General features: G+C 27.9%; 25 protein-coding genes. 4 read left to right on the plus strand and 21 right to left on the minus strand.

The window, feature by feature from the left end:
• The 6 genes from ACNI3D_RS09520 to ACNI3D_RS09545 form a co-directional block, all read right to left on the minus strand.
• On the minus strand, positions 1-1,125 hold the full coding sequence (locus tag ACNI3D_RS09520) for an SO_0444 family Cu/Zn efflux transporter (protein WP_419766814.1): 1,125 nt from the start codon (positions 1,123-1,125) through the stop codon (positions 1-3).
• Positions 1,126-2,376, minus strand: a complete 1,251-nt coding sequence (locus tag ACNI3D_RS09525) for a DNA recombination protein RmuC (RefSeq protein ID WP_419766815.1) — start codon at positions 2,374-2,376, stop codon at positions 1,126-1,128.
• Positions 2,369-3,616: a M48 family metallopeptidase gene (locus tag ACNI3D_RS09530; RefSeq protein ID WP_419766816.1), complete on the minus strand. Its 1,248-nt coding sequence runs from the start codon at positions 3,614-3,616 to the stop codon at positions 2,369-2,371. The genes ACNI3D_RS09525 and ACNI3D_RS09530 overlap by 8 nt, the downstream gene beginning before the upstream one ends.
• 71 nt (positions 3,617-3,687) lie before the next feature.
• Positions 3,688-4,167, minus strand: a complete 480-nt coding sequence (locus tag ACNI3D_RS09535; RefSeq protein ID WP_419766817.1) for a phospholipase D-like domain-containing protein — start codon at positions 4,165-4,167, stop codon at positions 3,688-3,690.
• Positions 4,160-4,528, minus strand: coding sequence for a YbgC/FadM family acyl-CoA thioesterase (locus tag ACNI3D_RS09540; protein ID WP_375723879.1), 369 nt, complete (start codon positions 4,526-4,528; stop codon positions 4,160-4,162). Before ACNI3D_RS09540 ends, ACNI3D_RS09535 begins: the two co-directional genes overlap by 8 nt.
• A 32-nt stretch (positions 4,529-4,560) precedes the next feature.
• Positions 4,561-6,273 carry a cation:proton antiporter domain-containing protein gene (locus tag ACNI3D_RS09545; protein WP_419766818.1) on the minus strand — a complete coding sequence of 571 codons (1,713 nt, stop codon included), beginning with the start codon at positions 6,271-6,273 and terminating at the stop codon, positions 4,561-4,563.
• 153 nt (positions 6,274-6,426) lie between these two features.
• Here ACNI3D_RS09545 and ACNI3D_RS09550 point away from each other — a divergent pair, with 153 nt between their 5' ends.
• The gene (locus tag ACNI3D_RS09550; RefSeq protein ID WP_419766819.1) at positions 6,427-7,575 is read left to right on the plus strand and encodes an iron-containing alcohol dehydrogenase; all 1,149 of its coding nucleotides are present in this window, start codon (positions 6,427-6,429) and stop codon (positions 7,573-7,575) included.
• Between the two features lie 528 nt (positions 7,576-8,103).
• On the opposite strand, the gene ACNI3D_RS09555 is transcribed toward ACNI3D_RS09550, so the two are convergent.
• From ACNI3D_RS09555 to ACNI3D_RS09565, 3 genes are all read right to left on the minus strand, one after another.
• A complete protein-coding gene (locus ACNI3D_RS09555; protein WP_419766820.1) occupies positions 8,104-10,647 on the minus strand; it encodes a methyl-accepting chemotaxis protein in 2,544 nt (847 codons plus the stop codon).
• Positions 10,648-10,782: 135 nt separating this feature from the next.
• Positions 10,783-11,802 (minus strand): aldo/keto reductase, encoded by a 1,020-nt coding sequence (locus ACNI3D_RS09560; protein WP_419766821.1) that lies wholly within the window; start codon positions 11,800-11,802, stop codon positions 10,783-10,785.
• A 47-nt stretch (positions 11,803-11,849) separates the two neighbouring features.
• Complete coding sequence (locus ACNI3D_RS09565; protein WP_129099383.1) at positions 11,850-12,821, minus strand: SLAC1 anion channel family protein; 972 nt, start codon at positions 12,819-12,821, stop codon at positions 11,850-11,852.
• A gap of 31 nt (positions 12,822-12,852) precedes the next feature.
• On the opposite strand from ACNI3D_RS09565, the gene ACNI3D_RS09570 reads away from it, so the two are divergent.
• Positions 12,853-13,065, plus strand: coding sequence for a hypothetical protein (locus tag ACNI3D_RS09570; protein WP_129099384.1), 213 nt, complete (start codon positions 12,853-12,855; stop codon positions 13,063-13,065).
• A gap of 43 nt (positions 13,066-13,108) precedes the next feature.
• Here ACNI3D_RS09570 and ACNI3D_RS09575 read toward each other — a convergent pair whose 3' ends face one another.
• From ACNI3D_RS09575 to bluB, 8 genes are read right to left on the minus strand one after another with little or no spacing between them, the layout of a single operon-like run.
• Positions 13,109-13,849: an adenosylcobinamide-GDP ribazoletransferase gene (locus ACNI3D_RS09575; protein ID WP_419766822.1), complete on the minus strand. Its 741-nt coding sequence runs from the start codon at positions 13,847-13,849 to the stop codon at positions 13,109-13,111.
• The gene (locus ACNI3D_RS09580) at positions 13,842-15,236 is read right to left on the minus strand and encodes a cobyric acid synthase (protein WP_419766823.1); all 1,395 of its coding nucleotides are present in this window, start codon (positions 15,234-15,236) and stop codon (positions 13,842-13,844) included. The genes ACNI3D_RS09575 and ACNI3D_RS09580 overlap by 8 nt, the downstream gene beginning before the upstream one ends.
• Positions 15,237-16,223 carry a hypothetical protein gene (locus ACNI3D_RS09585; protein ID WP_419766824.1) on the minus strand — a complete coding sequence of 329 codons (987 nt, stop codon included), beginning with the start codon at positions 16,221-16,223 and terminating at the stop codon, positions 15,237-15,239. It abuts the gene before it with no gap.
• Positions 16,224-16,718, minus strand: a complete 495-nt coding sequence (locus ACNI3D_RS09590) for a bifunctional adenosylcobinamide kinase/adenosylcobinamide-phosphate guanylyltransferase (RefSeq protein ID WP_419766825.1) — start codon at positions 16,716-16,718, stop codon at positions 16,224-16,226.
• Positions 16,718-17,317, minus strand: coding sequence for a MarC family protein (locus ACNI3D_RS09595; protein ID WP_129099389.1), 600 nt, complete (start codon positions 17,315-17,317; stop codon positions 16,718-16,720). The genes ACNI3D_RS09590 and ACNI3D_RS09595 overlap by 1 nt, the downstream gene beginning before the upstream one ends.
• 4 nt (positions 17,318-17,321) lie before the next feature.
• Positions 17,322-18,380 carry a nicotinate-nucleotide--dimethylbenzimidazole phosphoribosyltransferase gene (locus ACNI3D_RS09600; RefSeq protein WP_419766826.1) on the minus strand — a complete coding sequence of 353 codons (1,059 nt, stop codon included), beginning with the start codon at positions 18,378-18,380 and terminating at the stop codon, positions 17,322-17,324.
• An 8-nt stretch (positions 18,381-18,388) separates the two neighbouring features.
• Complete coding sequence (locus ACNI3D_RS09605; protein ID WP_164969701.1) at positions 18,389-19,171, minus strand: phosphotransferase; 783 nt, start codon at positions 19,169-19,171, stop codon at positions 18,389-18,391.
• Positions 19,171-19,794: a 5,6-dimethylbenzimidazole synthase gene (bluB, locus tag ACNI3D_RS09610; RefSeq protein WP_419766827.1), complete on the minus strand. Its 624-nt coding sequence runs from the start codon at positions 19,792-19,794 to the stop codon at positions 19,171-19,173. Before bluB ends, ACNI3D_RS09605 begins: the two co-directional genes overlap by 1 nt.
• Before the next feature lie 66 nt (positions 19,795-19,860).
• Between bluB and ACNI3D_RS09615 the strand changes: the two genes are divergently transcribed.
• Together ACNI3D_RS09615 and cbiB are read left to right on the plus strand one after the other, a co-directional pair.
• The gene (locus tag ACNI3D_RS09615; RefSeq protein ID WP_419766828.1) at positions 19,861-20,886 is read left to right on the plus strand and encodes an aminotransferase class I/II-fold pyridoxal phosphate-dependent enzyme; all 1,026 of its coding nucleotides are present in this window, start codon (positions 19,861-19,863) and stop codon (positions 20,884-20,886) included.
• Entirely contained in the window at positions 20,883-21,770 is an 888-nt protein-coding gene (cbiB, locus tag ACNI3D_RS09620; protein ID WP_419766829.1) for an adenosylcobinamide-phosphate synthase CbiB, read from the plus strand. Before ACNI3D_RS09615 ends, cbiB begins: the two co-directional genes overlap by 4 nt.
• On the opposite strand, the gene ACNI3D_RS09625 is transcribed toward cbiB, so the two are convergent.
• The 4 genes from ACNI3D_RS09625 to ACNI3D_RS09640 are packed head-to-tail and all read right to left on the minus strand — an operon-like array spanning position 21,739 to position 25,465.
• The gene (locus ACNI3D_RS09625; protein WP_419766830.1) at positions 21,739-22,998 is read right to left on the minus strand and encodes a cobyrinic acid a,c-diamide synthase CobB; all 1,260 of its coding nucleotides are present in this window, start codon (positions 22,996-22,998) and stop codon (positions 21,739-21,741) included. The genes cbiB and ACNI3D_RS09625 overlap by 32 nt on opposite strands.
• A gap of 4 nt (positions 22,999-23,002) precedes the next feature.
• Entirely contained in the window at positions 23,003-23,959 is a 957-nt protein-coding gene (locus tag ACNI3D_RS09630) for a FecCD family ABC transporter permease (protein ID WP_419766831.1), read from the minus strand.
• The gene (locus ACNI3D_RS09635; RefSeq protein ID WP_419766832.1) at positions 23,956-24,654 is read right to left on the minus strand and encodes an ATP-binding cassette domain-containing protein; all 699 of its coding nucleotides are present in this window, start codon (positions 24,652-24,654) and stop codon (positions 23,956-23,958) included. Before ACNI3D_RS09635 ends, ACNI3D_RS09630 begins: the two co-directional genes overlap by 4 nt.
• A complete protein-coding gene (locus ACNI3D_RS09640; RefSeq protein ID WP_419766833.1) occupies positions 24,638-25,465 on the minus strand; it encodes an ABC transporter substrate-binding protein in 828 nt (275 codons plus the stop codon). The genes ACNI3D_RS09635 and ACNI3D_RS09640 overlap by 17 nt, the downstream gene beginning before the upstream one ends.
• Position 25,466 lies beyond the last annotated feature (1 nt).

Genomic DNA, 25,466 nt, shown 5'->3' on the forward strand with positions numbered 1-25,466 from the left:
CTATGAGCAACATGTTGCTCCTTTTTTAGGAAACTTGATTCTATATAAATGATAAACTATTAATATTAACATAAATAAAGAAGCTAAAGATTTCAAAAGGCTTGTCTCATCCACATCATTAGAAATAGATAGTAATTCTAAGTGTTCAAAATAAAAATCAAAAGCAAATCCAAAAACTAATGATAATATTGCAATAACACTTACATAAATTATCAATGATCTTCTACCTAACATTTTATAAACTATACTCATAGTAACAGCACTAGTAGCAGGCCCTGCTGTTAAAAATATAAATACAGCTCCTGCACTCATTCCTTGAAGCATAAGTGCAGCTGCAATTGGTAAAGATGCTGTTGCACAAGTATATAAAGGAATAGCAAAAAGTAAAATCACAAAATAAGTCAATATTTGATTGTCAAACAGAAGTTTTGCATACTCTTGAGGAATAAATGTTGTAAAAAGAGCCCCTAAAATCAATCCAATCAATAAGGATTTTGCCATATCAGAAAAAAGAGTTCCATATCCATAAGAGAAGGCTTTTTTCACAGAAAAACCTTCCTTAGTCTTTGATGAACTAGAACAACAACTAGAACCACTACAACAAGAACTTTCACTCTCCTTCATTTCTTGTGCTTTAAAAGTAGGATTAACTGCAAAACTTGAGTTTGGAGTAAAAGCTTGAAATTTTGGTTTCTCAATAACCGCTTCCTCTTTTTTCTCAAAAAAGTTTTGTATAAGTCCTACAATTATGGCGATAACTACAGAAGAGACAACTCTAAAAATAGTAAATACAATACCAAAAAAAGAAAAAGTAGCTAATATAGAATCAACACCAGTTATTGGAGTTGAGATTAAGAAACTCTGAATTGAGCCCTTACTTGCACCCTCTTTTTTTAATCCTTGTGCCAAAGGAATAACAGAACAAGAACAAACAGGTAATGGTATTCCAAAAATTGTTGCTTTTATAACTGACATAGTTGAGTTTTTACCCAAATGAGAAGATATAAAATCATCAGGGATTAATTGTTTTAAAATCCCTGCTATAAAAAGTCCAACTATTACATAGATACTCATTGCATCTAATAGTTTTAAAAAATTTGTTGTAAATTCTAATATTAAGTCCATTTATTCACCTAACAGTTTACTTTCATCAATAGTTTTCTTAGCTTTTACACCCAGCTCCTCAAACTCTTGAGCCCTTCTTAGAAGATTTCCTCTTCCAACACTTAACTTATTGATAGCTTCATCATAAGATTTTTTACTTCTATCGATATGTATACCTATATTTTCTATATCTTTTACAAAAGAGGCAAATTTATCATATAAATCAGCTGCTTTTTTTGAGATAATTAAAGCATTTTCATTTTGATGCTCATATCTCCAAATATTCTCTATTGTTCGTAAAGTCACAAACAAAGTTGAAGGAGAAACAAGCATAATATTACTTTCAAATGCTACTTTAAAAAGATTGCTATCTTTAGAAGCTGCTAACATAAAAGCCCCCTCAATAGGAATAAAAAGCAAAACAAAGTCTAAAGTTTTCAAATCACTTATTTCATCATAGTTTTTAGAACTTAGTCCTTTTATATGAGCATAAATAGATTTTGTTAAATCTTTTGCATATTTCTCTTTTTCTATTTCCTCTTCACTTTCTACATAATTTGTATATGCAAGAAGTGAGACCTTTGAGTCAATTATTACATCTTTATCCTGAGGAAGATGCACTATTACATCTGGTCTTAGCCTTTTTCCCTCAACATTTGTAAAACTTCCTTGTGTTGAGTACTCTACTCCTTCTCTAAGCCCTGTTTGTTCTAAAATCTTGGATAAAATCATCTCACCCCAATCACCTTGGGTTTTATTTTCACCTTTTAATGCTTTGGTTAGATTAACTGCATCTTGGGATATCTGATTATTTAAATCTTTTAGATTTTTAATCTCTGTTAATAATGTAACTCTTTGTTGTGTTTCATCATTATAAATATCATTTACCCTCTTCCCAAAACTATTCAGTTGTTCTTTAAAGGGATTTAATACTTGATTTAGATTTAGTGATGACTTCTTTGAATTCTCTTCAAAAAGCTTATTTGCCAAAGATTCAAACTCTAATTTCATTTGTTTTTTAGAATCTTCCAAAAGCTGAAGTTTTTCATCATAAGACTCTACTCTTATTTTAAACTCACTATTCATAGCCTTTTTAGACTCTTCATATCTAATCTTTTCGAACTCTAATCTTTGAAGTATCTCTTTTTGCATAGACTCTTTTTCATAAACTAAAGTTGATAATCTTTTCTCATAAACTAATCGCACTACAATGTATGTGATTAGTATTGATATAAAAACTACAGTCAAAAAGATTAGAATTTCATTAGACATTTAAATTAAATTCATCTTTCAAAGCACTATTGGATTCTGAATGTACATCATAACCCAACTCTTTAAATCTCTCTACCAATGGTGGATGAGAATAATAAAAGAAGATATATAAAGGATGAGATAAAGGAAATGACTTATTCTCATTTGCAAGTTTTAATAAAGCACTTACTAAGTCCTCTTTTGTTTGAAGATTTGAACCAAACTCATCAGCTGCATATTCATTATGTCTAGAAATCAAAGACATCAAAGGCATAAGGAAAAACGAAAGTATAGGTGAAAACATCAAAAATACTGTAATAATCGCATATGGTTCATTTGAAATATTAAGCCCTAAAAAGATTTCATCTCCAAGATTTCCAAATATTGCAAAAAATATAAACATAATAAAGCCCATAATTCCAATATTTTTCAAAATATCACCATTTTTAAAGTGTCCTAATTCGTGACCTAAAACTGCCAATAATTCATTATGAGAAAGTTTTTCAATCAAGGTATCAAATAAAACTACCCTTTTAGTACTTCCCAAACCTCCAAAATAAGCATTTAGTCGATTGTCTCTTTTACTTGCATCAACTGAAAATACACCAGAACTTTTAAATCCTACTTCATTTAGAAGGTTATTGATTTTTTCTTCTAGTTCTTTATCTTTCAAAGGTTCAAATTTATCAAACATCTTATCTCTAATCACTGGATAAAGCATATTTATTAAAATAATTACTGCAAAAATAAAAATAAAACCCCAAATCCACCACATAGGAAAAGATTGGATTATAAAAGAAATCGCAGCAATAACAATAGATCCAAAAACTAAAAATAAAACACCTGTTTTAAGCGTATCCATAATATATAATTTTGCTGTCATATTAGAAAAACCATATTTTTTATTTAATTTAAACGTTGAATATAAGTCAAATGGCAAGCCTAAAATCCAATTTATGATAATAAACGCATCCACAAAAATAATAGCTTTTAACCAAAGTTCTTGAGTGGTAATGATTGAATCTAAAAATCCTAATCCAAACTTTATCCACAAAAAGAAGATGACAAAGTCATATAAAGTAGAAAGAATTGCAACTCTTTCTTTTTCAATAGTATAGTTTGCTGCTGTTTTATATTTATCATCTGAAAGTATTACAGGTTTCAGATTCTTTGCATTTTGTACAAATCCAACTTGCATAAATGAAGTATAAATATTAAATAAAAAATAAAAACAATAAGCAATAACAAAAGTTCCTAACACAAAATATCCTTTTATAATTTTAGATATTTTATCTACTTGTAACTTGCATAGTAGTAAAAAAAATATAGTAGTTAATAATTTTTTTCCAAGCTATTAAATATCTCATTTATTTGATTTATATCTTTGTGTTCATCAGTCATATAAATAATTTCAAAATTGTCTCCAAAAGACTCTTTTGTCCAATTTGCACTTCCGAAAACTGCTGTACTTTTATCAAACAATGCCAGCTTTAAATGATTCTTTTTCTCTAATACTTTGTATTTAATACCACTATTTTTCACTAAATTATTGATTTTATCACTTTTCTTAAATTTAGATTTATCTAAGTACAAGTTTATAACAACTCCTCTTTTTGAAGCTTTATTTAAGCTATTTATAAGCTTTTTATACGACAAATTATACATAGAAATATCTATCGAACTCTTAGAATTATCTATTAATGAGATAATTTTTTCACTTGATATTTTTGCATCTTTAGGCAAAAAATAAATTTTACTACTAGCAAAACTAGAAGAAAAAAGAAGAAATAAAACTAAAAATATCTTACTCATTTTTAAATACCTCATACATTTCATTTGGAATTTTTGATGGCTTTTTATTTTTTAAATATACAACTTTTACATTCATTTCAAATATGATTTTTTCATCTCTTATTATCTCTTGATGTAAAACTAATGATGCAGATTTTTGTTCAATAAGTTTAGTTTTAACAAAAAGCTCATCTCCAAAAACTGCTGAACTTATGTAATTAGCTTCAAGTGATTTTACAACAAAATATTCCGTTTCCTGATGAGGAGTCAAACCCTTTTTAAAAAACAACTCACTTCTAGCTCTTTCACAAAAGCTTAAATAATTTGAGTGATAAACAACCCCACCACAATCCGTATCTTCATAATAAACTCGTATTTTCAATTTTACTTCCTTATTTTATTTTCATGCTCTATTTACTTTTTCTCATCTTTTTCATGAAGTTCTTTGATTGTTTCATAATCATTTTTTCTAAAGTAAGTTAAGATATCAATTACATCTTCTCTTGTTCTTCCAAGACCTAGTAAAGTTTCTGCCCCTAGTCTTAGAGCTCCTTCAGAAGATACTGGCATTGCCCAAGATACTCCATGTTTGACTAATAAGTCTCTTGTTTTCATACTTTTTGTTCTTGAAAGTATACGTAAATATGGATATTCATTTCTAATATGCGAAATAATTTTTACTGTTGTATGGTGATTTTCGATTGTAAGAATAACTGCTTTTGCATTTTCTAAGCCTATCCTTGTAATAAAGTCTAAATCACTCAACTCCCCATAATATACAGCTCTTCCCTCTTTTTCACCTATTTCGACTCTTTTTGCATCTATATCAAAAGCCACAAAAGGTATATTTGCATAATCAAGCATAGTAGCAGTTAATCTTCCAACTTCTCCATATCCTGCGATAATCACACCTTCCCACTCTGTTTTAGGCACATATGCTGATTTTATTTTTATAGGAGATGTATCAAATTTAAGTGCAAGTTTTTCACTTAAATTTACAAGAAGAGGAGTTAAAAGCATACTAATAGAGATAATTGTAATACTTGCTACAAAAAGTTCATCACTTATTCCCCCAACTGCTTTCATTGCACCAAATACTACAAAGCCAAACTCTCCACTTTGTGCTAAGAGAAAGGATACTGATATCGCAGTTGATTTTTTATATCCCATAAAAACCATAAAAGCAAAAAGTGCTACAATCTTTATTGACATAATAACAACTAAATGTTGTAGTAAAATTAAAGGTTTATCAACCATAGCTTCTAAATCTATAGACATACCAACAGCAACAAAAAACATAGCCATAAGTAACCCTTTATAAGGCTCCACATATGCTCTAATTTGATAATGATATTTAGAATTTGATAAAATCATACCCATAATAAATGCCCCAAGTGACATAGAAAGACCAGAATGTTCCATAGCCCAAGCTGCAAATACTACAGCTGTTATCACAAAAAAGAAAAAAGCATCTTTATTTTGATGTTTTGCCAAATAATCTAATAATTTTGGTACAACATATTTACCAAATAAAGTTAAAGCAACAATTGAACCAATCGCAATCAATACTTCTATCCAAATTGACTCACTTGATGATACTTGATTAACTGCTACAATAGGAACTAAGGCTAAAAGAGGAACCACTGCTAAATCTTGCATCAGTAAGATAGAAAAACTAGTTTGCCCTTCTGGAGTGTGAGTTATCCCTTTGTCTTGTAATATTTGCATTACAAAAGCTGTTGAGGAAAGAGCAAATGTAGGAGCAATAAGTAAAGCTATTTGCCAAGACTTTGCGTAAAAAATAGAATATAAGAATATAAAAAAAGCTGAAAATAATATTTGTGCACTTCCTAATCCAAAAACCTCTTTTCTCATACTCCAAAGTTTTTTAGGTTGCATTTCTAAACCAATGACAAAAAGTAAAAGCACTACACCAAATTCTGCGATATTACGAACAGATCCTACTTCTTTTGTCAAAATTGGTCCAGGAGAAAATGGTCCAACAATTATACCAGCTATTAATAGACCTAAAATACTACCAAGCCCTAGTCTTTTGGATAGAGTTACTAAAATTGCAACTATAGTAAAAAGATATAGAAGAGAGCTTAATAAATGACCATTTGACATTAATTTCCTTATTAAAATTTTTATTTTTTTTCTTATTTAATATTTAGGTATTGTATTATAAATAAAGTTTCTTCAACTTTAAAATATATTCTTATTATATACATATATTTTAGTCATGATATAATAAGAATATAATTTTTTATAGGAGATTTTATGGAAGACTTTAGTTATTGCAATCCTACTCAAGTTGAGTTTGGCAAAGATAAAGAAAAAAATATTGGTGAATATATTATTTCAAATAATGTTAAAAAAGTATTAATATGTTATGGAAGTGAACGAATAAAAAAAGATGGTTTATTTGACCTAGTAGTAATTAGTTTAAAAGAAAATGGTATTGAGTATATTGATTTTAGAGGAATTATTAGTAACCCAACTTTATCAAAAGTAAAAGAAGGAATAAAAATTACTAAAGATAATTCTATTGATGGTATTTTGGCTATTGGGGGAGGTTCTGTTCTTGATAGTGCTAAAGCCATCGCAGCAGGAGCTTTTTATGATGGAGATGTTTGGGATTTTTTTATAAAAAAAGAAGTTATTAAAAAGGCTTTACCTGTATTTGATATTATGACATTAGCAGCAACGGGTAGTGAAATGAACTGTTTTGCTGTGATTACAAATGAAGAGACAAAAGAAAAGTATTCAATTTTTTCTTCACATGTTTACCCAAAAGTATCAGTTATAAATCCATTACTTATGCAATCAATTTCAAAAGAATACTTAGTATATTCAGCAGCTGATATCATAGCTCATAGTATAGAAGGATATTTTACTGCAAGTGCTCAACCAGCTTTTTTAAATAGACAAATAGAATCTATAATTAAAACAGTTATTGATACAACAGAAGTTTTAATAAACAATCCAAAAGATTATGATACAAGAGGGGAATTTGCTTGGGCAGCAACTAATGCATTAAATGGTACTACTTTTTTAGGAACAGCGGGATATACTTTTCCTAATCACATGATTGAGCATACTTTATCTGCACTTCATAATGTGCCTCATGGAGCAGGATTGTCTGTTGTTATGCCAGCATGGATGAAATGGTATTATAAAAGAAATGAAAACCAATTTACTAGATTTGCAAAAGAAATTTTTGGTTTATCAACTGCAATTGAAGGCATCGAAGCCTTAGAAAATTGGTTTAATAAAATTGGAACTCCTACCAAATTAAGTCAACTAAATATTAAAGAATCTGATTTAGAGAAAATCATAGAAAACACTAATAAAAGTGCAGAACATTTTGGCCTTGGCGATATTTATACAAAAGAAGCATTAAATAAAATAATGTCTACTGCATTATAAAAAAGGGGGAAGGGATAATATTCCTTTCCAAAATTTTCACCTAAATACTTTTAATTAAATTGAGTTTATAATTTATTTGAGTCAGAATAGACTATAAGTCTAACTTTATAGTGTTGTCTTTTAAGATTTTATATTTAATGCTATTTTCGTGTAGTACATTAATGATTTTTTTTACTTCATCCATAAGTGAATTAATATCAGTTTTAAAGTAATTACTGATTTGGAAACATTCTTTTGCGTAGCTGTATTTATAAATGTCACAGTCTAAAAATTCTAAGATTTTTTTGTCTAACATGAATAACTCCTTTTTTGATTTTTTACTATTTAATTTTAATACAATAACAAAAAGAAAGCAAATTTTTTAATTAATTTTCAAGATATATTTTGATTTTTATATTTATATTCTGTTAATAATATAGCAAATAAGTAGAAGTTATGTATAAAGTATTATATTTTTTACATAATTTAACCTTTTTTGATTTTATAAAACTTATAATAATCAAAAAGGTTAAATATTATTTTTTAAGTCTAATTGTTTTTACAATTTTCTTCTCTTATAGTATTAAGAGATTCAAATACTATATTAATATTATTTTCTACTGATTCAGTTACTTCGAAAATCTCATCATTAGATGCACCTCTAGCATATAAGTCTACTGTTTTTTGTACAAGTTCATGAACATGTTTATGCGCTTCTTTTAAATTAGCCCAATCTTTCGTCTGATTAAAAGAGGTATCTTCATGTTCATCAATCCATTTTCCAAGATTACATTCATGATGGGTTTTAACTTTAAAATCATTACCTTTTCTACACTCTGAAAAATTAATATTTTTAAATACCAAATGGTCAGATTTTAATTTATTTACATCAAAAATAAGGTTTTCATCACAAATCCTTTTACTGGCATTTTTGTCAAAACTAGTTCTATTAATAGCATTTTGTAATTGTGAAGCAAGGTCTGATGTCACTTTTGACATCTCATTTATTGATGTTGCTAAAGCTGCATTTTGTTGTGTTGCTTGATCTAAAGAGTTAACAGTATCACTTATTTGACTCATAGCTGATTCTTGCTCTTTTGTTGCAGTTGCTACATCTTCAATAAGTTCTATTGTATAAGTTATGCTCTCATTTAATTGATTATAACCAGTAATCATTTGATTTGAAATATCTTTACTTTGACTTGCTTTTAAAGTTGCATCTTCCACTAAAGTTTTTATCTCTTTTGCTGCTTCTGCACTTCTTGAAGCTAAGTTTCTAACCTCTTGAGCAACTACTGCAAAGCCTTTTCCTGCTTCACCCGCAGTTGCTGCTTCTACTGCTGCATTTAGACTTAAAATATTTGTTTGAAAAGCTATTTGATCAATTATAGAAATTGATTCATTAATCGCACTTACTTTAGAACTTAACTCTTCCATTGCTGCAGCTGTTTTAAAAGCAAGTTGTTTTCCATTCTCATTTGATTCACTTACATTTTTTGTATATTGTGACATTTTAGTTGCTGTTTCACTACTGCTTTGAATAGTTGAAGATATCTCTTGAATAGCAGCTGCTGTTTCTTCTAAAGAAGCTGCTTGTTCATTTGAAGAAGTACTAAGTTTACTTGATGCACTTGATAATTCAAAAGCACTTGATGTTAATTTATTATTTGCATTATCAATTAAACACATTACTTCATTGATTGTTGATTGAGTTACTTTTATTCCATCAAAAATAGAACTAAGAGTTCCTGTTAGTTTTACATCTGGTATTTTTGCATCATAATTAGCATGTGAAAGATTAATCAAAACATCAGAAACCATCAATAAATTAGTTTGAAATACACCAATCATTGAATTCACTTCAGCTACAAGCTTATTAACTGATGTTGAGTGAGCTTTTGTTAATACTCTTTCATTCAATAAACCTCTATTAACTTTTTCGATGATTAAATTAGTTTCATCAATTACTTTAATATCAAGTTTATTACCCCTATCTAAATCGTCTAAGTAGTTATTGAAACTAGTTACAACACTTCCAATTTCATCATTTGATTTAACTTCTATTCTTGTTGTTTCATTTGTAGTATGATTAACTAAACTATCAATAGAATTTTTTAAATTACTTATAGGAGAAAGAACAGTATATCTCAAAGTAAAATAACTTCCTATCATTGATAAAAATAAAGAAATAAACAATAAAATTAAAGCTTGCCAAATAATATCAGAAGCTCCATCTATTGATACATTAACTACATCATGTTTTCTACCAAGTAAAGCTATTCCTAAATCTTTGCCTTTGAAATCCTTTATTTGACTAAAAGTATAAAAATACTTTGAGTCATCATAATAACCATTTTTAAGAAGTTTGTTAAAATCTATATTTTTAGAATCTTTATAAAATTCTTCATTTAAGAATTTTTGAGAAACTATGTAATTACTTATTTTTTGTAATTTCGAAGTATCTGCAACTGCTAATTTTGAGTCCATAAGTAAAATAAAAGCATCACCATTTTTATCAAAAGCTTTTGCAACAGAGTTAATTCCCTGCATAAATTCTAATGAACCAACATGTTCATTATCTTTTGTAAAAATAGGAACAACAGATCTTATGCTTAGACCAGCTTTCCCTACTTCTAAAGTATTTACAACTTTTTTATTTTTATTTACTTCGACAACACTATCTCTAAAAGAAGATAAGTCGTCTCCAAATTTATTTGGAACCCAAGATCTTACAAAAGATTTATTATCTTTTGTATGAATATGTACCTTTATATTTTTAAAAGGTGTTGATTCTTTCATCTTTTTTGATAGACTTGATAAGGCACTTATTGCTAATTCTCGATTATTATCAATAAGTGACTGTTGAATCATAGAATCATTTGCTATTGATATCGCATTTGAAATACCAACTTCTAACTTTCCTTCAATTTTTAAATCAGAGGTTTGTCTCAAATCACTTATGGTCGTATTAAGTACATCATCTTTTATAGAGTTTTTCTTTATATTCAAGATGAAGAAACTAATACTAATCATAATAATAGCTAATCCAATCGTCATAAATAAGAATTTTTTTGAAATTGTCAACTTATTCATTATTATACTTCCTTTAAAAAATTATTTATTTGGATTGTACACTTTTTAATAATAATTATTACTTATAATACTAACTAATAATTTTAATTTTTTTAATTCTTTTTAATTTTTTTTCAATAATAATCTCTTATATTATTATCCCATTGGATATAAAATATCACTTTGAATTGTTTTGATTTCTTCTAAAGTATTATTATCTAAAACAATATCTAATGCTTTTAAGGAATCATCTAATTGTACTAGTTCTCTTGCACCTATAATAGTTGAAGCGACAAAATCATGTTGTTTTGACCAAGCAACTGCAAGTGTTACTGGACTCATACCAAGTTTTTTTGCTAAATCCATATATTTAGCTGTTGCTGCCATAGTTTTATCATTTACAAATCTATTTGCCATTGCTTGTACTCTTTTATTCTTATTTTGAATATATGAAGAGAATCTAGCACCTTCAGGGTAAAATCCTGCATTATACTTACCACTTAGAACTCCACCAGCCATTGGAGAATATGGAAGTAAAGAGATTTGTTCTTTTCTACAAATTGTGCTAAGTTCATCTAAAAATCTTGGATTTAGAAGAGAAAAATTATTTTGAATTGATTCAAATCTAGTTAAATTATTATACTTTGAAGCTTCATTTGCTTTTGTTAAACCATAGGCACTATCATTTGAAGTTCCTATATATCTTACTTTTCCTTCTTTAACTAACTCGTCAAAAGCCTTTAAAGACTCTTCAATAGGTACAATAGTATCTGGCCAATGCATTTGATAAAGATCTATATAATCAGTTTGAAGTCTTTTTAAACTTCCCTCTATTGCTTTTTTAATATGAAAAGAATCAATTGCTGTTAAACCATGTCTTGTAGGTGGGACAAACCAACCAGAAGCTGCTCCTGCAACTTTTGAAGCTAAGATAACAGAATCCCTAGGTTTTGTTTTTAACCATTCCCCTACTATCTCTTCAGTTAATCCACCTAAATCAGCGGTTGGTGGCACAGGATATATTTCTGCTGTATCAAAAAAGTTTATTCCTCTTTCATAAGCTTTATCCATGATTTTAAAAGCTTCTTCTTTATTAGTAGTTGTACCAAAAGTCATAGTTCCTAAACAAATATCAGTTACTCTAAGTCCTGTTTTTCCAATGTATTTATAATTCATAGTAATACCTTTTAAAATTTTAAACTATTATATTACCATTAAAATTACTATTCCATTATGCATATCTCATTTTTAACAATATCTTTGATGGTATTTATCGCTACAATGCCTACAACACAAGTAGTACAAACAATGAAAAAATATGATAAATAATAATAAATAATCTCTTTGTTTATAGAATAAAGTAACAATGTAGAAATTGTCATAGAAGCAAGAGGAAAAGTAAATGCCCACCATGAGATAAAAAACTTTATTTTTAAAAAATTTTTATACATAAAAAAAAGTAATAAAGTAAAAAATAGTCCTAAATTGAATAATACAATAGAAAAGACATCTAAACTACTAGTCAATTTATAATAGGCTAAAAATCCTACACTAGGAGGAGCTATAAGTATAAAAAGTGTTGGCATAAACTTCTGAGTAAATTTGTCATGAAAAATGATTCTATTTAGTATTATAGAAAACATGATTATCCAGAAAAAAATCCCAATAGAGAAAAAATACATTAAAACATTTTCACTAAGAAAATCAATTCCTGCAATAGGAATTACTAAATTTCCAATAATAGGGATAAACCAAGCTGGACTTGAGTGTTTTATATTTAAAGGTGTATTTATCCAAAACTTGAAAGTATAAAATGTAAAAAATAGTTGTAAAACTGTTCCAATAGTAAATAAACTATGTGAAACTTGAATATTAAAAGGTTTAAATAACATAGATACAAGAATAAAAGATATAGAAATAGCTGTAAAAAAGTTTATTCTAGTGGGATGTGAAAATTCTGCTTTAACTTCTTCATCATATTTCATCATTTTTATAAAATATATAATTAATATTATAAAAAAAATTATAATTGTAAAAAATGAAAATATTTCATAAAATATTTTGTTTATTCCTAAAACTTCATTTGCTTTGCTATAAACTAAACTTAGTCCCGATAAACCCATAATAATGGCAAACATTGTTACAGGAAAAGACTTCAATCTGTTTGGAACAAATTTTATAGTTTCATTATCCATTTTTAGCTACCCTTCTTTTTAAGGAATGATTATGGCAAAGAAAAAAGAGATTATAGATTTTCGAAATAAAGATATAACTTATAATATAGAAGGTATAAAATACAAAGTTTTACTTCTAAATAAAGCTAATATGAATGTTGAATTATCTTGTTTTGAAAAAGAAAAACTTACACAAAATAAAACAATCCCTTTCGCTCATCTTCCAAAATCTATTAAGTCCTTAATAAAACCAAATAATAAATAATTATAATATAATTATAAGATAATTACAAGGTTATTACAAATAGTCATTTAATAATAAGAATGATTATTAAAAAAAGTTCAGATAGCTCTAAAATTGTACCTAATGCATCACCATTTAAAAAACCTACATTTTTTCTTATAAATAGCGCAATTAAATATGAAAAAATAAAAGCAAAAAGAGTAAGAGATAAAGTTTTAAATCCCACGAGTATAATATTTGTCAAAGTAAAAACTAAAAGTGCTACAAAAAAAATGTTTGTAGAGAGTGAGTCTTTTAGTTGATTTACAAATGAAGATTTAAATTCAAAGTTTTTAATCACAAACAAAAGCATCAATCTACTTATGACTATAATTGATACGAACTCTAGAAGATAGCCATTTAAAAACAGATATACAATCCCAGCAATTTTTAAAGTAAAAAAAGCAAAAGCATACAAAACTCCCATGGCACCAATAGTTGGTTCTTTGATAACTTCATAGGCATCTTTCCCACTATGTTTTGCATAAATAGCATCTACCACATCTATGATAGCTTCTGTATGAATAAATCCATAAAGAATCATATAAAACACAGCACATATAACAGCTCCAAACCAAGATAAATCAGATAAAAAATGGTATAAAACAAGAGTAATAAAACCAAGTATTAATCCAATTAGAGGAAAAGAAAAAAGCATAAAAGATAAAATCTCTTTTTTTGATAAGTCATCATCTTCTTTAAACTTCACAGGAAGTATTGTAAAATAGCTAAGAGCAAATTTAAAACCTAAGATAAAATTATTCATTTATATTTTCCAATATTTTATTTACATCAAGTCTATTTCTCATATTTGAAATAAAACTATCAATTGTATCTTTTTTATATACTTTAAAATCAAACTCTTTATAATCACTATTTATTGTTTTAAACAGTTTGGTTCTGATATTGTCATTGTCAAATATAGCATGGATAAAAGTACCTTTTATATTATCTGTTTCATATGATATTTCATATTTTTTTGAAACTCCGTGGTGTATTTCAAAACCTTCAATTTCACAATTAAAGATTTTATAACTAGCTTTTTTAAGAACTTTCTCTTTTTCAAAGATTATCTCATCATCAATAAAACCAAAACCCTCTTCTATACAAGCTTCACTATTTTCCAATGCATACTTATCATCAAGTGTTTTAAACATCATCTCATAACCACCACAAAGCCCTAAAATAGTTTTTTGGTACTCTTTTATTCTATCAAATAAGCCGTTTGATTTAAGCCACTGGAGGTCTTTTATCACTAACTTTGAGCCTGGCAAGATTATCATATCAAACTTATCAAGAGAAATACTGCTTTCTATAAATTCTAAGTTTATATTACTATCAGCAATCAAAGGTTCGAAGTCATTGTAATTGCTCATATAAGGATATGAAATAACCCCTACTCTTATAATACTATCTTTGCTATTTTGAGCATAATTTTTCAAACTTTGTGAATCTTCAAAACCTAGATTAAATGGCACATAAGGAAGCACTCCAAGAACTGGTATCTTAAAATCATTTTCTATGATTTTTATGCCCTCATCAAAAAGGGATAAATCCCCACGAAACTTATTTACAATCACACCGATTACATTTTTTTGTAACTCTTTTGGAAGAAGATTATAAACCCCATAAATCGAAGCAAAAACTCCACCTTTTTCGATGTCTGCTACGAGTATGATTTTTGTATTGTATTTTGTAGCGATGTAGATATTTGATAAATCTTTATCCATAAGATTAAGTTCCACAGGACTTCCAGCTCCCTCACAAACAAGACAATCATACTTCTCATCAAGATAAGAAAAACATCTATCAACTGCTGGTTTTAGTAGGTCTAAATCTTTATAATAAGTAAGTACATCCTTAGAAGCTACTACTTGCCCCTCAACTATTACAGAAGCATTACTTCCTCTCCCTGATTTTAATAGGACAGGATTAAGATGATAAGAAGTAGGCACACCCAAAACCTGAGCTTGAAAATACTGAGCAACAGCAATCTCACTACCATCATCACATACATAGGCATTGTTTGATACATTTTGAGCTTTAAAAGGTGCTACATTTACACCTAAGTCTTGTAAAATCTTAGCTATAACAAAAGTAATAGTAGATTTTCCAGCATCACTTGATGTTCCAAAAATAGAGATATTATTCATCTAATTATTATCCTTGTAGTCAGATATGCCATTATTTGAGATATTATTAATAATTAATTTATCAAAAGGTCTTTTTAAATTCTTCATACAAAAATCATTTATTTTATTTTTTGCAAATTCTACTACTTTTAATATTTCATCTGTATAGTAATCTTTATTTAAATTTTCAAACCAAAGGATAAAATGAGCAAAAACTCTCAATTCCATTTCTTCAATATACGACTTCTCCGTTGGACAAATCTCTTCCATTATATATTCTACTATATAATATAAATACAACATAAGATAAGGTAATCTACTATATAAATAAGCCCATTGAGTTAATTTAGAATCCCAACCCGAAAAAATAAAGTTTACATTTAATTTTTCTGTTCTTATTGCCTCATGTTCTGTAAACAAATGCATAGCATGATTACAAATACCATCAAAATTATCATCACATTTTTTGTTGTATCTTAAATTTGTAAGATATAAAGAAGAAAATAAATCAGATAGTCCAAGTTTATTAAGTACAGTATTTATTCTTTTTTGATGTCCTTCAATTCCACCTGCATTACTCGGTCTTAACTTTAAAGGATTTTCAGACATACTTTCTCCAAATGTAAATTCATCAATAACTATTGATTCTAACAAATATAGAGTTTCTTGGATTGGCTTCCTTATCAACATATATGTAACATTTAGTTTTGCTTTTTTTGATGAAATCAAAGCTTCATAAATACAATGTAATGTATCAGATAAAAGTGCTGGTAAAATAAAAGTTTTTAATACTTTATTTCGCTCTTCATATAATTTATATTTAGATAAAAAACTTAAAATATCTTCATCATCTGTAAGATTATTAGCAATTTCTTCTTTTAAAGCAAATTCATAATTAAAAATATTTTCTTTTTCTCCATACACTAAAACATTTGCCAATATATCATGAATAAAAAAACATAATTCATGACCTGATTCAAATTCTCTTGGCAAAAAAACATTTTTCACTTATTTCAACCTTTGAGCAAGTCCAAGTTTCACTTCATAAACTTCATCACAGATACTTGCTAACTTTTGTCCTATGATTCCACTTAGGTCTACATATTTACGGCTAACTTTTTCAAAAGGTATAACTCCACTACTTACGTCATTTAGTACAAAAACTATATTTGCATTTATTGATGCTAGTTTTTCTATTTCTTCTAAAAGTTTTTCTTCTTCTTTTTCAAGTCCATTTAAAAGCCACATGGAGATACAATCTATCAAATAAGTATTATCATCTTTGATGACTTTTGATAAATCAAATTTCTCTTCTATGGTTTCAAACTTATCTTTTCTTTGATTTTGATGTTTTAAAACCCTGTTTTGCATCTCTTTATCGCCATAACTATTATCATAGGTTGCTATATAATATGGCTTTTTATTTTTTGAGAGTTCTATTGCTTTTGCTTCTGCAAGTTTACTTTTTCCTGATTTTTGTCCGCCGTAATATAGTATCTTCATTATAGTCCTAAGAAGTTTTTGATACCAGTAAATACAATCTGTGCTGCAAGTGCTGATAAAAATAGACCTGTGATTTTTGATATTACTAATAAACCTTGTTTCCCAATGATATTTTCAATGATACTTGAGGTATAAAGCATAATTCCTATAACTAAAACAGCACTTATCAATGCTAAACTTCCCATTATCATTGATGATGTGCTATCAAAAGTTGCACCCATCACAAGTAAGATACCAATAGTTCCTGGTCCTATTGTAACAGGAATTGCTAAGGGTACTACTGCAAGCTGAGAGATATCTTTAGTCCCTACTTTGCCACTATCTTTATTACCTTTTATTAAATCAACTGCTGATAAAAATAATAAGGCACCAGCACCTATTCTAAAAGCATCTAAAGTTATACCAAAAACTGCAAATATATGTTTTCCAAAAAAAAGTAAAATCAAACTCATAATAATCACTGAAATTGTAACTTTGATAGCTAAAGCTTTTCTCTCTTTTGCTGTTGCCTCATTTGCTACGGTTAAAAAAACAGACAATACAAAAAATGGTGTCATAATAAAAAACATTTTTAAAAATGTTGCTATAAAAATATCCATACTATTATCCTAAAAAGCTTTCAACTTGTTTGGTTATATCAGCTTTTGACAAACCATTTAAAAGCCCATACATTAAAGCTGCTCCTGCACCAACACCCTCTTTTGCTTCACCTTCATCATATAATTTTAAAGCAGGATGAGATGAAAGTGAGAAATCAAAATCCACATAATAAGCATCAATTTTAAAATCAAGTAGTTCTAATAGTGCTTTTATATCACTTTTTTCATCTTCTTGAACCCATTTTGTAGTGCATATTGCTAAGTTTGAAGTTTCAAATTCTCCACCCATGGTTCTTAAAATTGAGTTTACTATTAGAAGTACTGAAGCCATCTGAGTTCCACCTGCTAGGACTACCTTTATTTTATTATTTAATCCTAAAATAAAACCAGCATTAAATATTTGCATATTGTCTGACACTCGTCCAAGTTTTGCAAAGATATCATCGTCACTTCTTACATAAGATAATGCATTTTTAACTGTTTCATCTCTTATTGTTGTAGGAGAGTCTTTAAAAGAACTTGAAAAGAACTCTTTACAATCATAATCCAAAGCTTGGCAAGTAGCTCTAGCTGTTGTAGTACCACTTGGAACACTTTCACCTAAAATTATATAGTCATCTTGGCACTCATAAGTTTGACCAAAAGCTAATCCCTTTTGAAAAATATCAAGTGCATCTATTTTTGCATCAAGAGCGATTGATTTTGAGGGAGATATTCCAAAAGTATGTGTTTTAAAATAATCTACTTTGGGAGAGACTTCAAGTCCTAAATCTAGAAGTTCTATATTTGAATAAGGCTTTAAAAGATGCACAGCTCTTGTAATAAGAGCAGGAGTTGGAACTCCACTTGGAGTTGTAGCTATTTCACCTAAACTTCGTAGTTCCCCTGTACATAAAAACTCACTATCAAGGGTGGGAGTTAAGTGTATCTTTCCTGGGATTCCAGCTTGTGTTAGACCAGCTATATTTACCGTTTGTGTATTGCTAAGGCTTAACATAAAAGTAGCCTTTTTGCCCCTTAAAAATTCTGCAAAATCAATCTTACCTATAATATTTTTTACCAAGTTCTTTCCTATATCAAATCTATAAATTTATTTTTGAAAATAATGTTATCATAATCTCTATTAGTCAAATGCCTTTTAACACAATAATAAAGTGAAGCATATCTTAAATAGACAATAAAATCATCTAGTTTTATCTCTTTATTATAAGCATTTAAAAGTATATTTATCTCTTCTTTATTGCTACACCAAGATAAAGCTACAACTGCCAAATCAAAGATAAAGTCGCCCTCACAAGCATCACTAAAATCAAAGACACAAGTTAGTTTATCTTCACAAAAAGTTGCATTATCTAAAAAGAGATCTCCATGAATAATACCATCATTTTTAAGCTCTATTTTTAAAGAATCAAACTCCTCTTGAAATGCTTTGTTTCCAGTTTTTTCTATCAATACTCTTAATTGCGACTTACCAAAAGCAGAGAGATTATTATGTTTTTTATTTTTTGTCATTTTGTGAAAAGAGCTTAAAAATTGCCCTATTTGCTCCAAATGAGTTGATTTTACAAACTCCACTACACTCTCACCCTTTGCTTTAGAAAAAACAAGACCTCTTTTTCCTTTTATGAAAATATTATCTTTTATGACTTTTGGCACACAAAGATTTCTTGTGTAGTTTAAAAGTTCGATTTCAGCATCGATATTAAAAAGATTTTCTTCTTCATATATCTTTAAAATATAATCATTATCCAAAATATAGACAGTATGACTTTCACCATTTTTTGTCTCTTGTAAAGATTTTATATCAAAAAAAGGTTTTATATCTTCATAAAAAAGTTTAGTTTTTACTCCCACTATATGACCTTGATATCTTTCATTGATTTTCTTTTTTCCCACTCTAGGGTTAAAAGTTCTGGCTCATCTAAAAACTCATCAACATAACCAACTGTCAAATAAGCTATAAGTTTATGATTTTTTTCTATATTTAAAATCTTTTTTACTTTTTTTGGTTTTAAAATACTCACCCAACCAACACCAATATTATGAGCCCTTGCCATCAACCAAAAGTTTTGGATGGCACAAACTACACTATACTCACCCATCTTTTTTTGACTTGTTTGCCCTAATACTCTTTTATCACTTTTTTCATATAAAACTGCGATATTTAAGTAAGACTCTTTTATACCTTCAAGTTTTAGTTTACTATAGAGTTCTTTATCTTTAAAAATCTCTTTTGCTTTTTCATTCTCTTTTAGGAAGTCTTGATATATCTCATCTCTTTTTTTAGCATCTATTACTATCACAAATTTCCAAGGTTGTGAGAAACCAACTGAGGGAGCATCGCAAGCAGCTTGAAGGAGTTTATCGAGGGTTTTATCATCTATTTTTTTATCTAAAAATCTATTTCCTCTCACATCTCTTCTAGCTTTTATAATCTCATCTAAACATGCTATATCAGCAGATGTAAACTCTCTCATAACTCTTTTTTCCTCTTATTTGTTATATATAAACTTTATAGTACCATTGCATAAAAAAGAGAACTTTTGAAATCAAATAATCAATTTAGTCATGGTGGTGATATTTTAGCTTTTAGCAAAAAAATAGGCTCAAAACCAAAAGAAATAATAGACCTATCTTCAAATATCAATTTTCTAAAACCAAATATAAAAACAGACCTAAATAATTTAGATATTTCAAACTATCCAACATATGAAAAACTATATAAAATAATAGCAAAAAAATATAGTGTAAAAGCTGATGAAATAGAACTTTTCAATGGTGGAAGTAGCGCAATTTTTTCATTCTTTAGATATAGCGATTTAAAGCACTGCACAATATATTCTCCTGCTTACTTAGAGTACAAAAAAGCAGCACAAACTTTTGGATTCAAAATTGATTTGATAAATAGATTTGAGCAGATAAACAAAAAAGTAAAAAAGAACTCTTTAGTTATCTTTGTAAACCCCTCAACTCCTGATGGGGAATATTATGATTTGGACAAACTATTTAACTCTTGGCTTGAAAAAAACTGCACTATTTTTGTAGATGAAAGTTTTTTAGACTTTACAAATAAAAAATCTATCATAAGTAAATTAAAAAGCTATGATAAGCTATATATTTTAAAATCCATGACAAAAATATATAGTAGTGCAAGTATAAGAGTTGGTACTATTATTTCAAACTCTGAAAATATAAAAAGACTAAAAGAAAAAGAGCCTTTGTGGAAGCTATCTCACTTTGATTCTATTTACTTGCGAAATGCTATCAAAGACAAAAATTTTATTAGTAAAACTATTAAAATAACTCAAAAAAACAAAGAATATACTATCAAACACTTGGAAAGATTTAATTTCATAAAAAAAATATATAAAAGCCAAGCAAACTATTTATTACTAGAGCTTCAAGACTGTGATGCTCAGACCTTACAAGAGAAGCTAATCCCTTACAAAATCATGATAAGAGATTGTTCTAACTTTGATTTTCTAAATAAGACTTTTGTAAGAGTTGCTATAAAAGATAAAACTGCCATGCAAAAATTTATAAAAGCTTTGAAAAAAGAGTTTAGATGATGCATTTTACCACTGTCTTAGTTGCATATTTTATTGATTATTTTTTTGGAGAATTAGAGAAAGTAAAATTCTTCAAACACCCTGTTATTTTCATGGGTAATTATATAAAATGGTTTGAAAAAAGTTTTTATAAGGACTCTATTGTAAGAGGTGCTACTTTGACACTTTCATTGATTAGTATAGTTTTTATTATCACATATTTTCTAAGCCTTTTTGATAATATTTTAGTTCAAGGGTTCTTATGTTCTTTTGCCATCTCATCAAAAATGCTTTATGATAGTGTAAAAGAAATTGTTCATTCCAGTGACCCTAAATACGCTATTTCTATGTTGGTTAGTAGAGACACAAAAGATATGAGTGAAAGTGATATAAATAAAGCTGCAGTTGAGACTTATGCTGAAAATTTAAGTGATGGAGTAATAGCTCCCATGTTTTATATCTTGCTTTTTGGTGTCATTGGGGCTTTTGTTTATAAAGCAATTAATACTCTTGATTCTATGGTTGGATATAAAAATGAGAGATATGAAAACTTTGGTAAGTTTTCTGCAAAACTTGATGATGTGGTAAATTATATACCTTCTCGAATAACTGCTGTTTTGATAGCTTTATTTTTTAACTCATTTAATGCTTTAAAAAACTTTAATTCATATGGTAAACTTCATGATAGTCCAAATGCTGGGCACCCTATTTCTGCTATGGCTTTAGCTTTAGGAGTAAAACTTGGAGGTCCGACTTCTTATTTTGGTAAAATAAAAGAAAAAGCTTATTTTGGTGAGGGAAGAGAAGAGATATTAAAAGAAGATGTTCTAAATGCACTTAATTTTAAATCAAAATTTGATTCACTACTTTTACTTATGGCAATAATCTTTTTTTTATTAGTTTAGCATTTCCTCTAAACATACAATGTAAATATGTACCAAAGACTTTGTTCTTTTCCCAAGAACCATATTTCCCAATAAGCGCTTTTGATTTAGACAATCTATCAAACCCACTATTTTCATCAAGGGGTTTTGTATAGTGAAAAGCATGACCATTTATGCCATCTTCATTGAAATAGTAACCCATCCTTTGAAATCTTTTCTCTTTTGTAAAACTTACACCTAGAATAGAGCTCATAGGTTTATCATCAACAGCAACTCCCAAATATAAAAGTCCAGCACACTCAGCATATATGGGCTTTTCTTGTGCATGTTTTATAAGTGATGCTTTAAAATCATGAGAGTTTTTAACTCTTTCATAAGCACTATCTGTTTCCACATATCCCCCACAAATATAAACAATATCTGCATCACTTGGAATAACTTCATCCTTTGTAGAATCGACGATAACTACTTCCTCAAATACCTCTTTTAAAAAAACTAAATTATCATGATACAAAAAAGAGAAGTTTATATCATGTACTATGGCTAATTTTTTATTCTGTTTTGGTATTTTTTCAAAGGGATAATTAGATTTGACCTTTTTATGGACTTTTGATATCTTTTCTAATCTTTTCATATCAATATATTCTAAAACATCTTGGCTTATTTTCTCTATCTTTCCTAAATCTTTTAAATCAAGTCCCAGATGTGTCTCATCTAAGGATTCCAAACCTTTTTTTATCCAACCTAAAACAACAATATCTTTAAAATCTTTTTCTATTATCTTTTTTATTAGTTCATAGTGGGATTGTGAAGAGATTTTATTTAAAATTACAGCTTTTATTGTATTGTGTTTTTTATAGGTTTTTAATCCTTGTAAAAGGGCACTTACGGTTATATAACTTCCACTTCCATCAAGTAAGATAACTGTAGGAATTTTTAAAAGTCTTGATATATCATAAGCACTACTTTTTTTATCATGTCCATCATAAAAGCCCATAACACCTTCACAAATAGAGATTTTTTTATCACTATATTTTTCAAAAATCCATTTTATTTCATCTTTGCTCATCATATATCTATCAAGGTTTATACTAGGAGTTTGGCAAACTATTTTATGAAATTGAGGATCTATAAAATCAGGTCCCATCTTAAAAGGTCGAACTGATTCTTTGAAGTGATATAATAAAGCTGTCGTTAGGACTGTCTTGCCTTGGTTTGAAGCACTTGCACTGATACATAAAGCTTTCATCTTATTACCTTTTATTTCTTTTTAACAATAAATACACAAAAAATGGAGCTCCAATAAAAGCAGTCACAACTCCAATAGGTAAAGTTGAAGCTGTATTTAAATTTCTTGCAATCAAATCAGAAGCTACTAGAAAAACTCCCCCATAAAAAAATACTGGGAAAATAAGCTTATCTGCACTCTTTTTATAAATCAGTTTAATAATATGGGGAATCACCAATCCCACAAAACCTATTGGTCCAACAAAACTTATACTTATCCCCACACTTAAAGATATAACTATTAATAAAAGAAGATTTAACTTATGTACATTTAAGCCTTTTAAAAAAGCTGTATCATTTGATATAAGCAAAAGTTTTATTTCTGATTTTTTCCAATAAATAATACCATATAAAATCACACTTACAAGTAACAATATTGTTACACTTGTAAATCCAACAGTATCTAAACTCCCTAAAGTAAACCGAACAATAGAATAATTTTGTTGTAAATTACTCATATAAAAAACTAACATCAAAGCCGATGAATAGAAATATGATAAAGCAATACCTATAAGTAAAATAGAGTTTGTAGAGACTGAGATGGAGTTTTTATTTATTCTTTTTGAGATAAAATACAAAATTATAATCGTCAAAAGTGAACCAAAAGCTGATGAAATAGACATAATAATAGCTGGAAAAAATACAATAGAAATAGCTGTAAAAAGTGTGGTTCCACTTGCTATTCCTAGAGTATAAGGAGTAATAAGTGAGTTTTTAAATACTATTTGAAAAATCAAACCACCCAAAGCTAATATTCCACCAACAAAAAATGCCAATAAAACCCTAGAAACTCTCAAGTCCCAAAAAACTTGGTTAGTCATAGTATTACTATTAAATATATCATTTATATTTAGAGTTATTTCCCCTAAAAATGGAGCTATTAATAAAATAACTAAGGCTAATAGAAAAAGTAGTTTTTTCATAGATTAACTACTAAGTGTTCGTTGATTTTTATAATTGAATTATTATAAAATTTTTCTAAATTTTCATTTGAAAAAAACTCGTCATTTTCTCCAAAAAACTCAATTTTTCCTGAATCCATATATAAAATCTTGTATTTTAAAGCATGAGCTAAATCTAAATTATGAGTTATGATAATTTTTTGTTTCAAAAAGTCAGATTTAAAGATATCAAAGACCTCTTTTATTCTACTTATATCTAAATTTGCTGTTAGTTCATCAAAAATTGTAATTTGTGCATCATGCATAATACTAGAACCCAATAATAAAAGTTGTTTCTCTCCTGAACTAAAAGTTGTACAATATTTATTTTCTAATTTTTTTAAATTTAATAGTTCAATGACCTTGTCAATCTTTTCATTATCCACATAAGCTATACAAGAAAGTTCTAAAAATTCTCGTAAGGTTATATACTCATCAAATATCTCAAATTTTGGTGGAATATAATTTATTAGAGTTGCTCTTTGTTTATCACTTATATCTTCAAGATTTTGATTAAAGATTTTTACACTATTATTTTCTATTAGAGTAGACAATACTTTTGCTAAAGTTGATTTTCCAGCACCATTGTGTCCAAGAATTATTAAGTTTTCATTCTCTTTTATATGAAAAGAGATATCTTTTAAAATAGAACTTGTGTAGTTATTTATCTCTAACATTCTCTAATATCTTCTTAAAATCTTGTATAAAATAGACAACCCTTTGACTAGGAATTCCTGCATATAGTTTATCTACTGTATATACATTTTTATTTTTTGCTGCATTTATTGGTAAATCTAACCATAGTTTTTTCACCTCTTCTAGCTCTTTAGTTTTACCTTCAAAAAATGGTGCAAGTAAAACTATAATATCAGGGTTCATTTTGATTATCTTTTCTGTATTTACAACTGGTTGTGCTTTGCTTTTAGATTGAAAAGCATTTACATTTCCACTAGCTTTTATAATATCTTCAAAATACAAATAATTACCTGATACATAGATTTGATTTGAAAGGGTTTTTTTAGGACTTATTACTATTAATATTTTTTTATCTTTTATTATTTCTTTTAATGAAGCCAAAGAGTTATTTATATTTGAAATCAACTCTTTGGCTTTTTCTTGTTTATCAAAATAATTTCCTAAACTAAAAATAGTATTGTTTATATCTTTTATACTATCTGTTTTGAAACTCAAAGTTTTGATATTAAGTCTTTTTAGATTTGAAAGTAGTTTTTCATCATAATTTTGAGCAATCACAACACTAGGATTTACCAATAAGATTTTCTCCAAAGAAATAGAAGCATATCCTCCTACTTTTTTAACCTTTTTTGACTCTTTTGGAAAATCACAATATCTAGTATTTGCAACAACATCTTTACCAACACCTAAGGCATAGACTATTTCATTTATAGAAGGAGTTAGAGTAACTATTCTCTCTTGTGAATACAAATTTACTGCTAAAACAATAAGTATTGATAAAAACTTTTTCATA

The sequence above is a fragment of the Arcobacter siniprincipis (SeqCode) genome (assembly GCF_048571125.1).
GTDB lineage: Bacteria > Campylobacterota > Campylobacteria > Campylobacterales > Arcobacteraceae > Arcobacter > Arcobacter siniprincipis.

What these genes read in the sequence shown, in the direction of transcription:
- ACNI3D_RS09590 (WP_419766825.1), bottom strand. Translation starts at nt 16,718, where the DNA reads ATGAAGATACTATATTACGGCGGACAAAAATCAGGAAAAAGTAAACTT.
- ACNI3D_RS09520 (WP_419766814.1), bottom strand. Translation starts at nt 1,125, where the DNA reads ATGGACTTAATATTAGAATTTACAACAAATTTTTTAAAACTATTAGAT.
- ACNI3D_RS09545 (WP_419766818.1), bottom strand. Translation starts at nt 6,273, where the DNA reads ATGTCAAATGGTCATTTATTAAGCTCTCTTCTATATCTTTTTACTATA.
- ACNI3D_RS09570 (WP_129099384.1), top strand. Translation starts at nt 12,853, where the DNA reads ATGGCAAAGAAAAAAGAGATTATAGATTTTCGAAATAAAGATATAACT.
- ACNI3D_RS09575 (WP_419766822.1), bottom strand. Translation starts at nt 13,849, where the DNA reads ATGAATAATTTTATCTTAGGTTTTAAATTTGCTCTTAGCTATTTTACA.
- ACNI3D_RS09630 (WP_419766831.1), bottom strand. Translation starts at nt 23,959, where the DNA reads ATGAAAAAACTACTTTTTCTATTAGCCTTAGTTATTTTATTAATAGCT.
- ACNI3D_RS09625 (WP_419766830.1), bottom strand. Translation starts at nt 22,998, where the DNA reads ATGAAAGCTTTATGTATCAGTGCAAGTGCTTCAAACCAAGGCAAGACA.
- bluB (WP_419766827.1), bottom strand. Translation starts at nt 19,794, where the DNA reads ATGAGAGAGTTTACATCTGCTGATATAGCATGTTTAGATGAGATTATA.
- ACNI3D_RS09525 (WP_419766815.1), bottom strand. Translation starts at nt 2,376, where the DNA reads ATGTCTAATGAAATTCTAATCTTTTTGACTGTAGTTTTTATATCAATA.
- ACNI3D_RS09555 (WP_419766820.1), bottom strand. Translation starts at nt 10,647, where the DNA reads ATGAATAAGTTGACAATTTCAAAAAAATTCTTATTTATGACGATTGGA.
- ACNI3D_RS09580 (WP_419766823.1), bottom strand. Translation starts at nt 15,236, where the DNA reads ATGAATAATATCTCTATTTTTGGAACATCAAGTGATGCTGGAAAATCT.
- cbiB (WP_419766829.1), top strand. Translation starts at nt 20,883, where the DNA reads ATGATGCATTTTACCACTGTCTTAGTTGCATATTTTATTGATTATTTT.
- ACNI3D_RS09640 (WP_419766833.1), bottom strand. Translation starts at nt 25,465, where the DNA reads ATGAAAAAGTTTTTATCAATACTTATTGTTTTAGCAGTAAATTTGTAT.
- ACNI3D_RS09635 (WP_419766832.1), bottom strand. Translation starts at nt 24,654, where the DNA reads ATGTTAGAGATAAATAACTACACAAGTTCTATTTTAAAAGATATCTCT.
- ACNI3D_RS09565 (WP_129099383.1), bottom strand. Translation starts at nt 12,821, where the DNA reads ATGGATAATGAAACTATAAAATTTGTTCCAAACAGATTGAAGTCTTTT.
- ACNI3D_RS09535 (WP_419766817.1), bottom strand. Translation starts at nt 4,167, where the DNA reads ATGAGTAAGATATTTTTAGTTTTATTTCTTCTTTTTTCTTCTAGTTTT.
- ACNI3D_RS09595 (WP_129099389.1), bottom strand. Translation starts at nt 17,317, where the DNA reads ATGGATATTTTTATAGCAACATTTTTAAAAATGTTTTTTATTATGACA.
- ACNI3D_RS09550 (WP_419766819.1), top strand. Translation starts at nt 6,427, where the DNA reads ATGGAAGACTTTAGTTATTGCAATCCTACTCAAGTTGAGTTTGGCAAA.
- ACNI3D_RS09560 (WP_419766821.1), bottom strand. Translation starts at nt 11,802, where the DNA reads ATGAATTATAAATACATTGGAAAAACAGGACTTAGAGTAACTGATATT.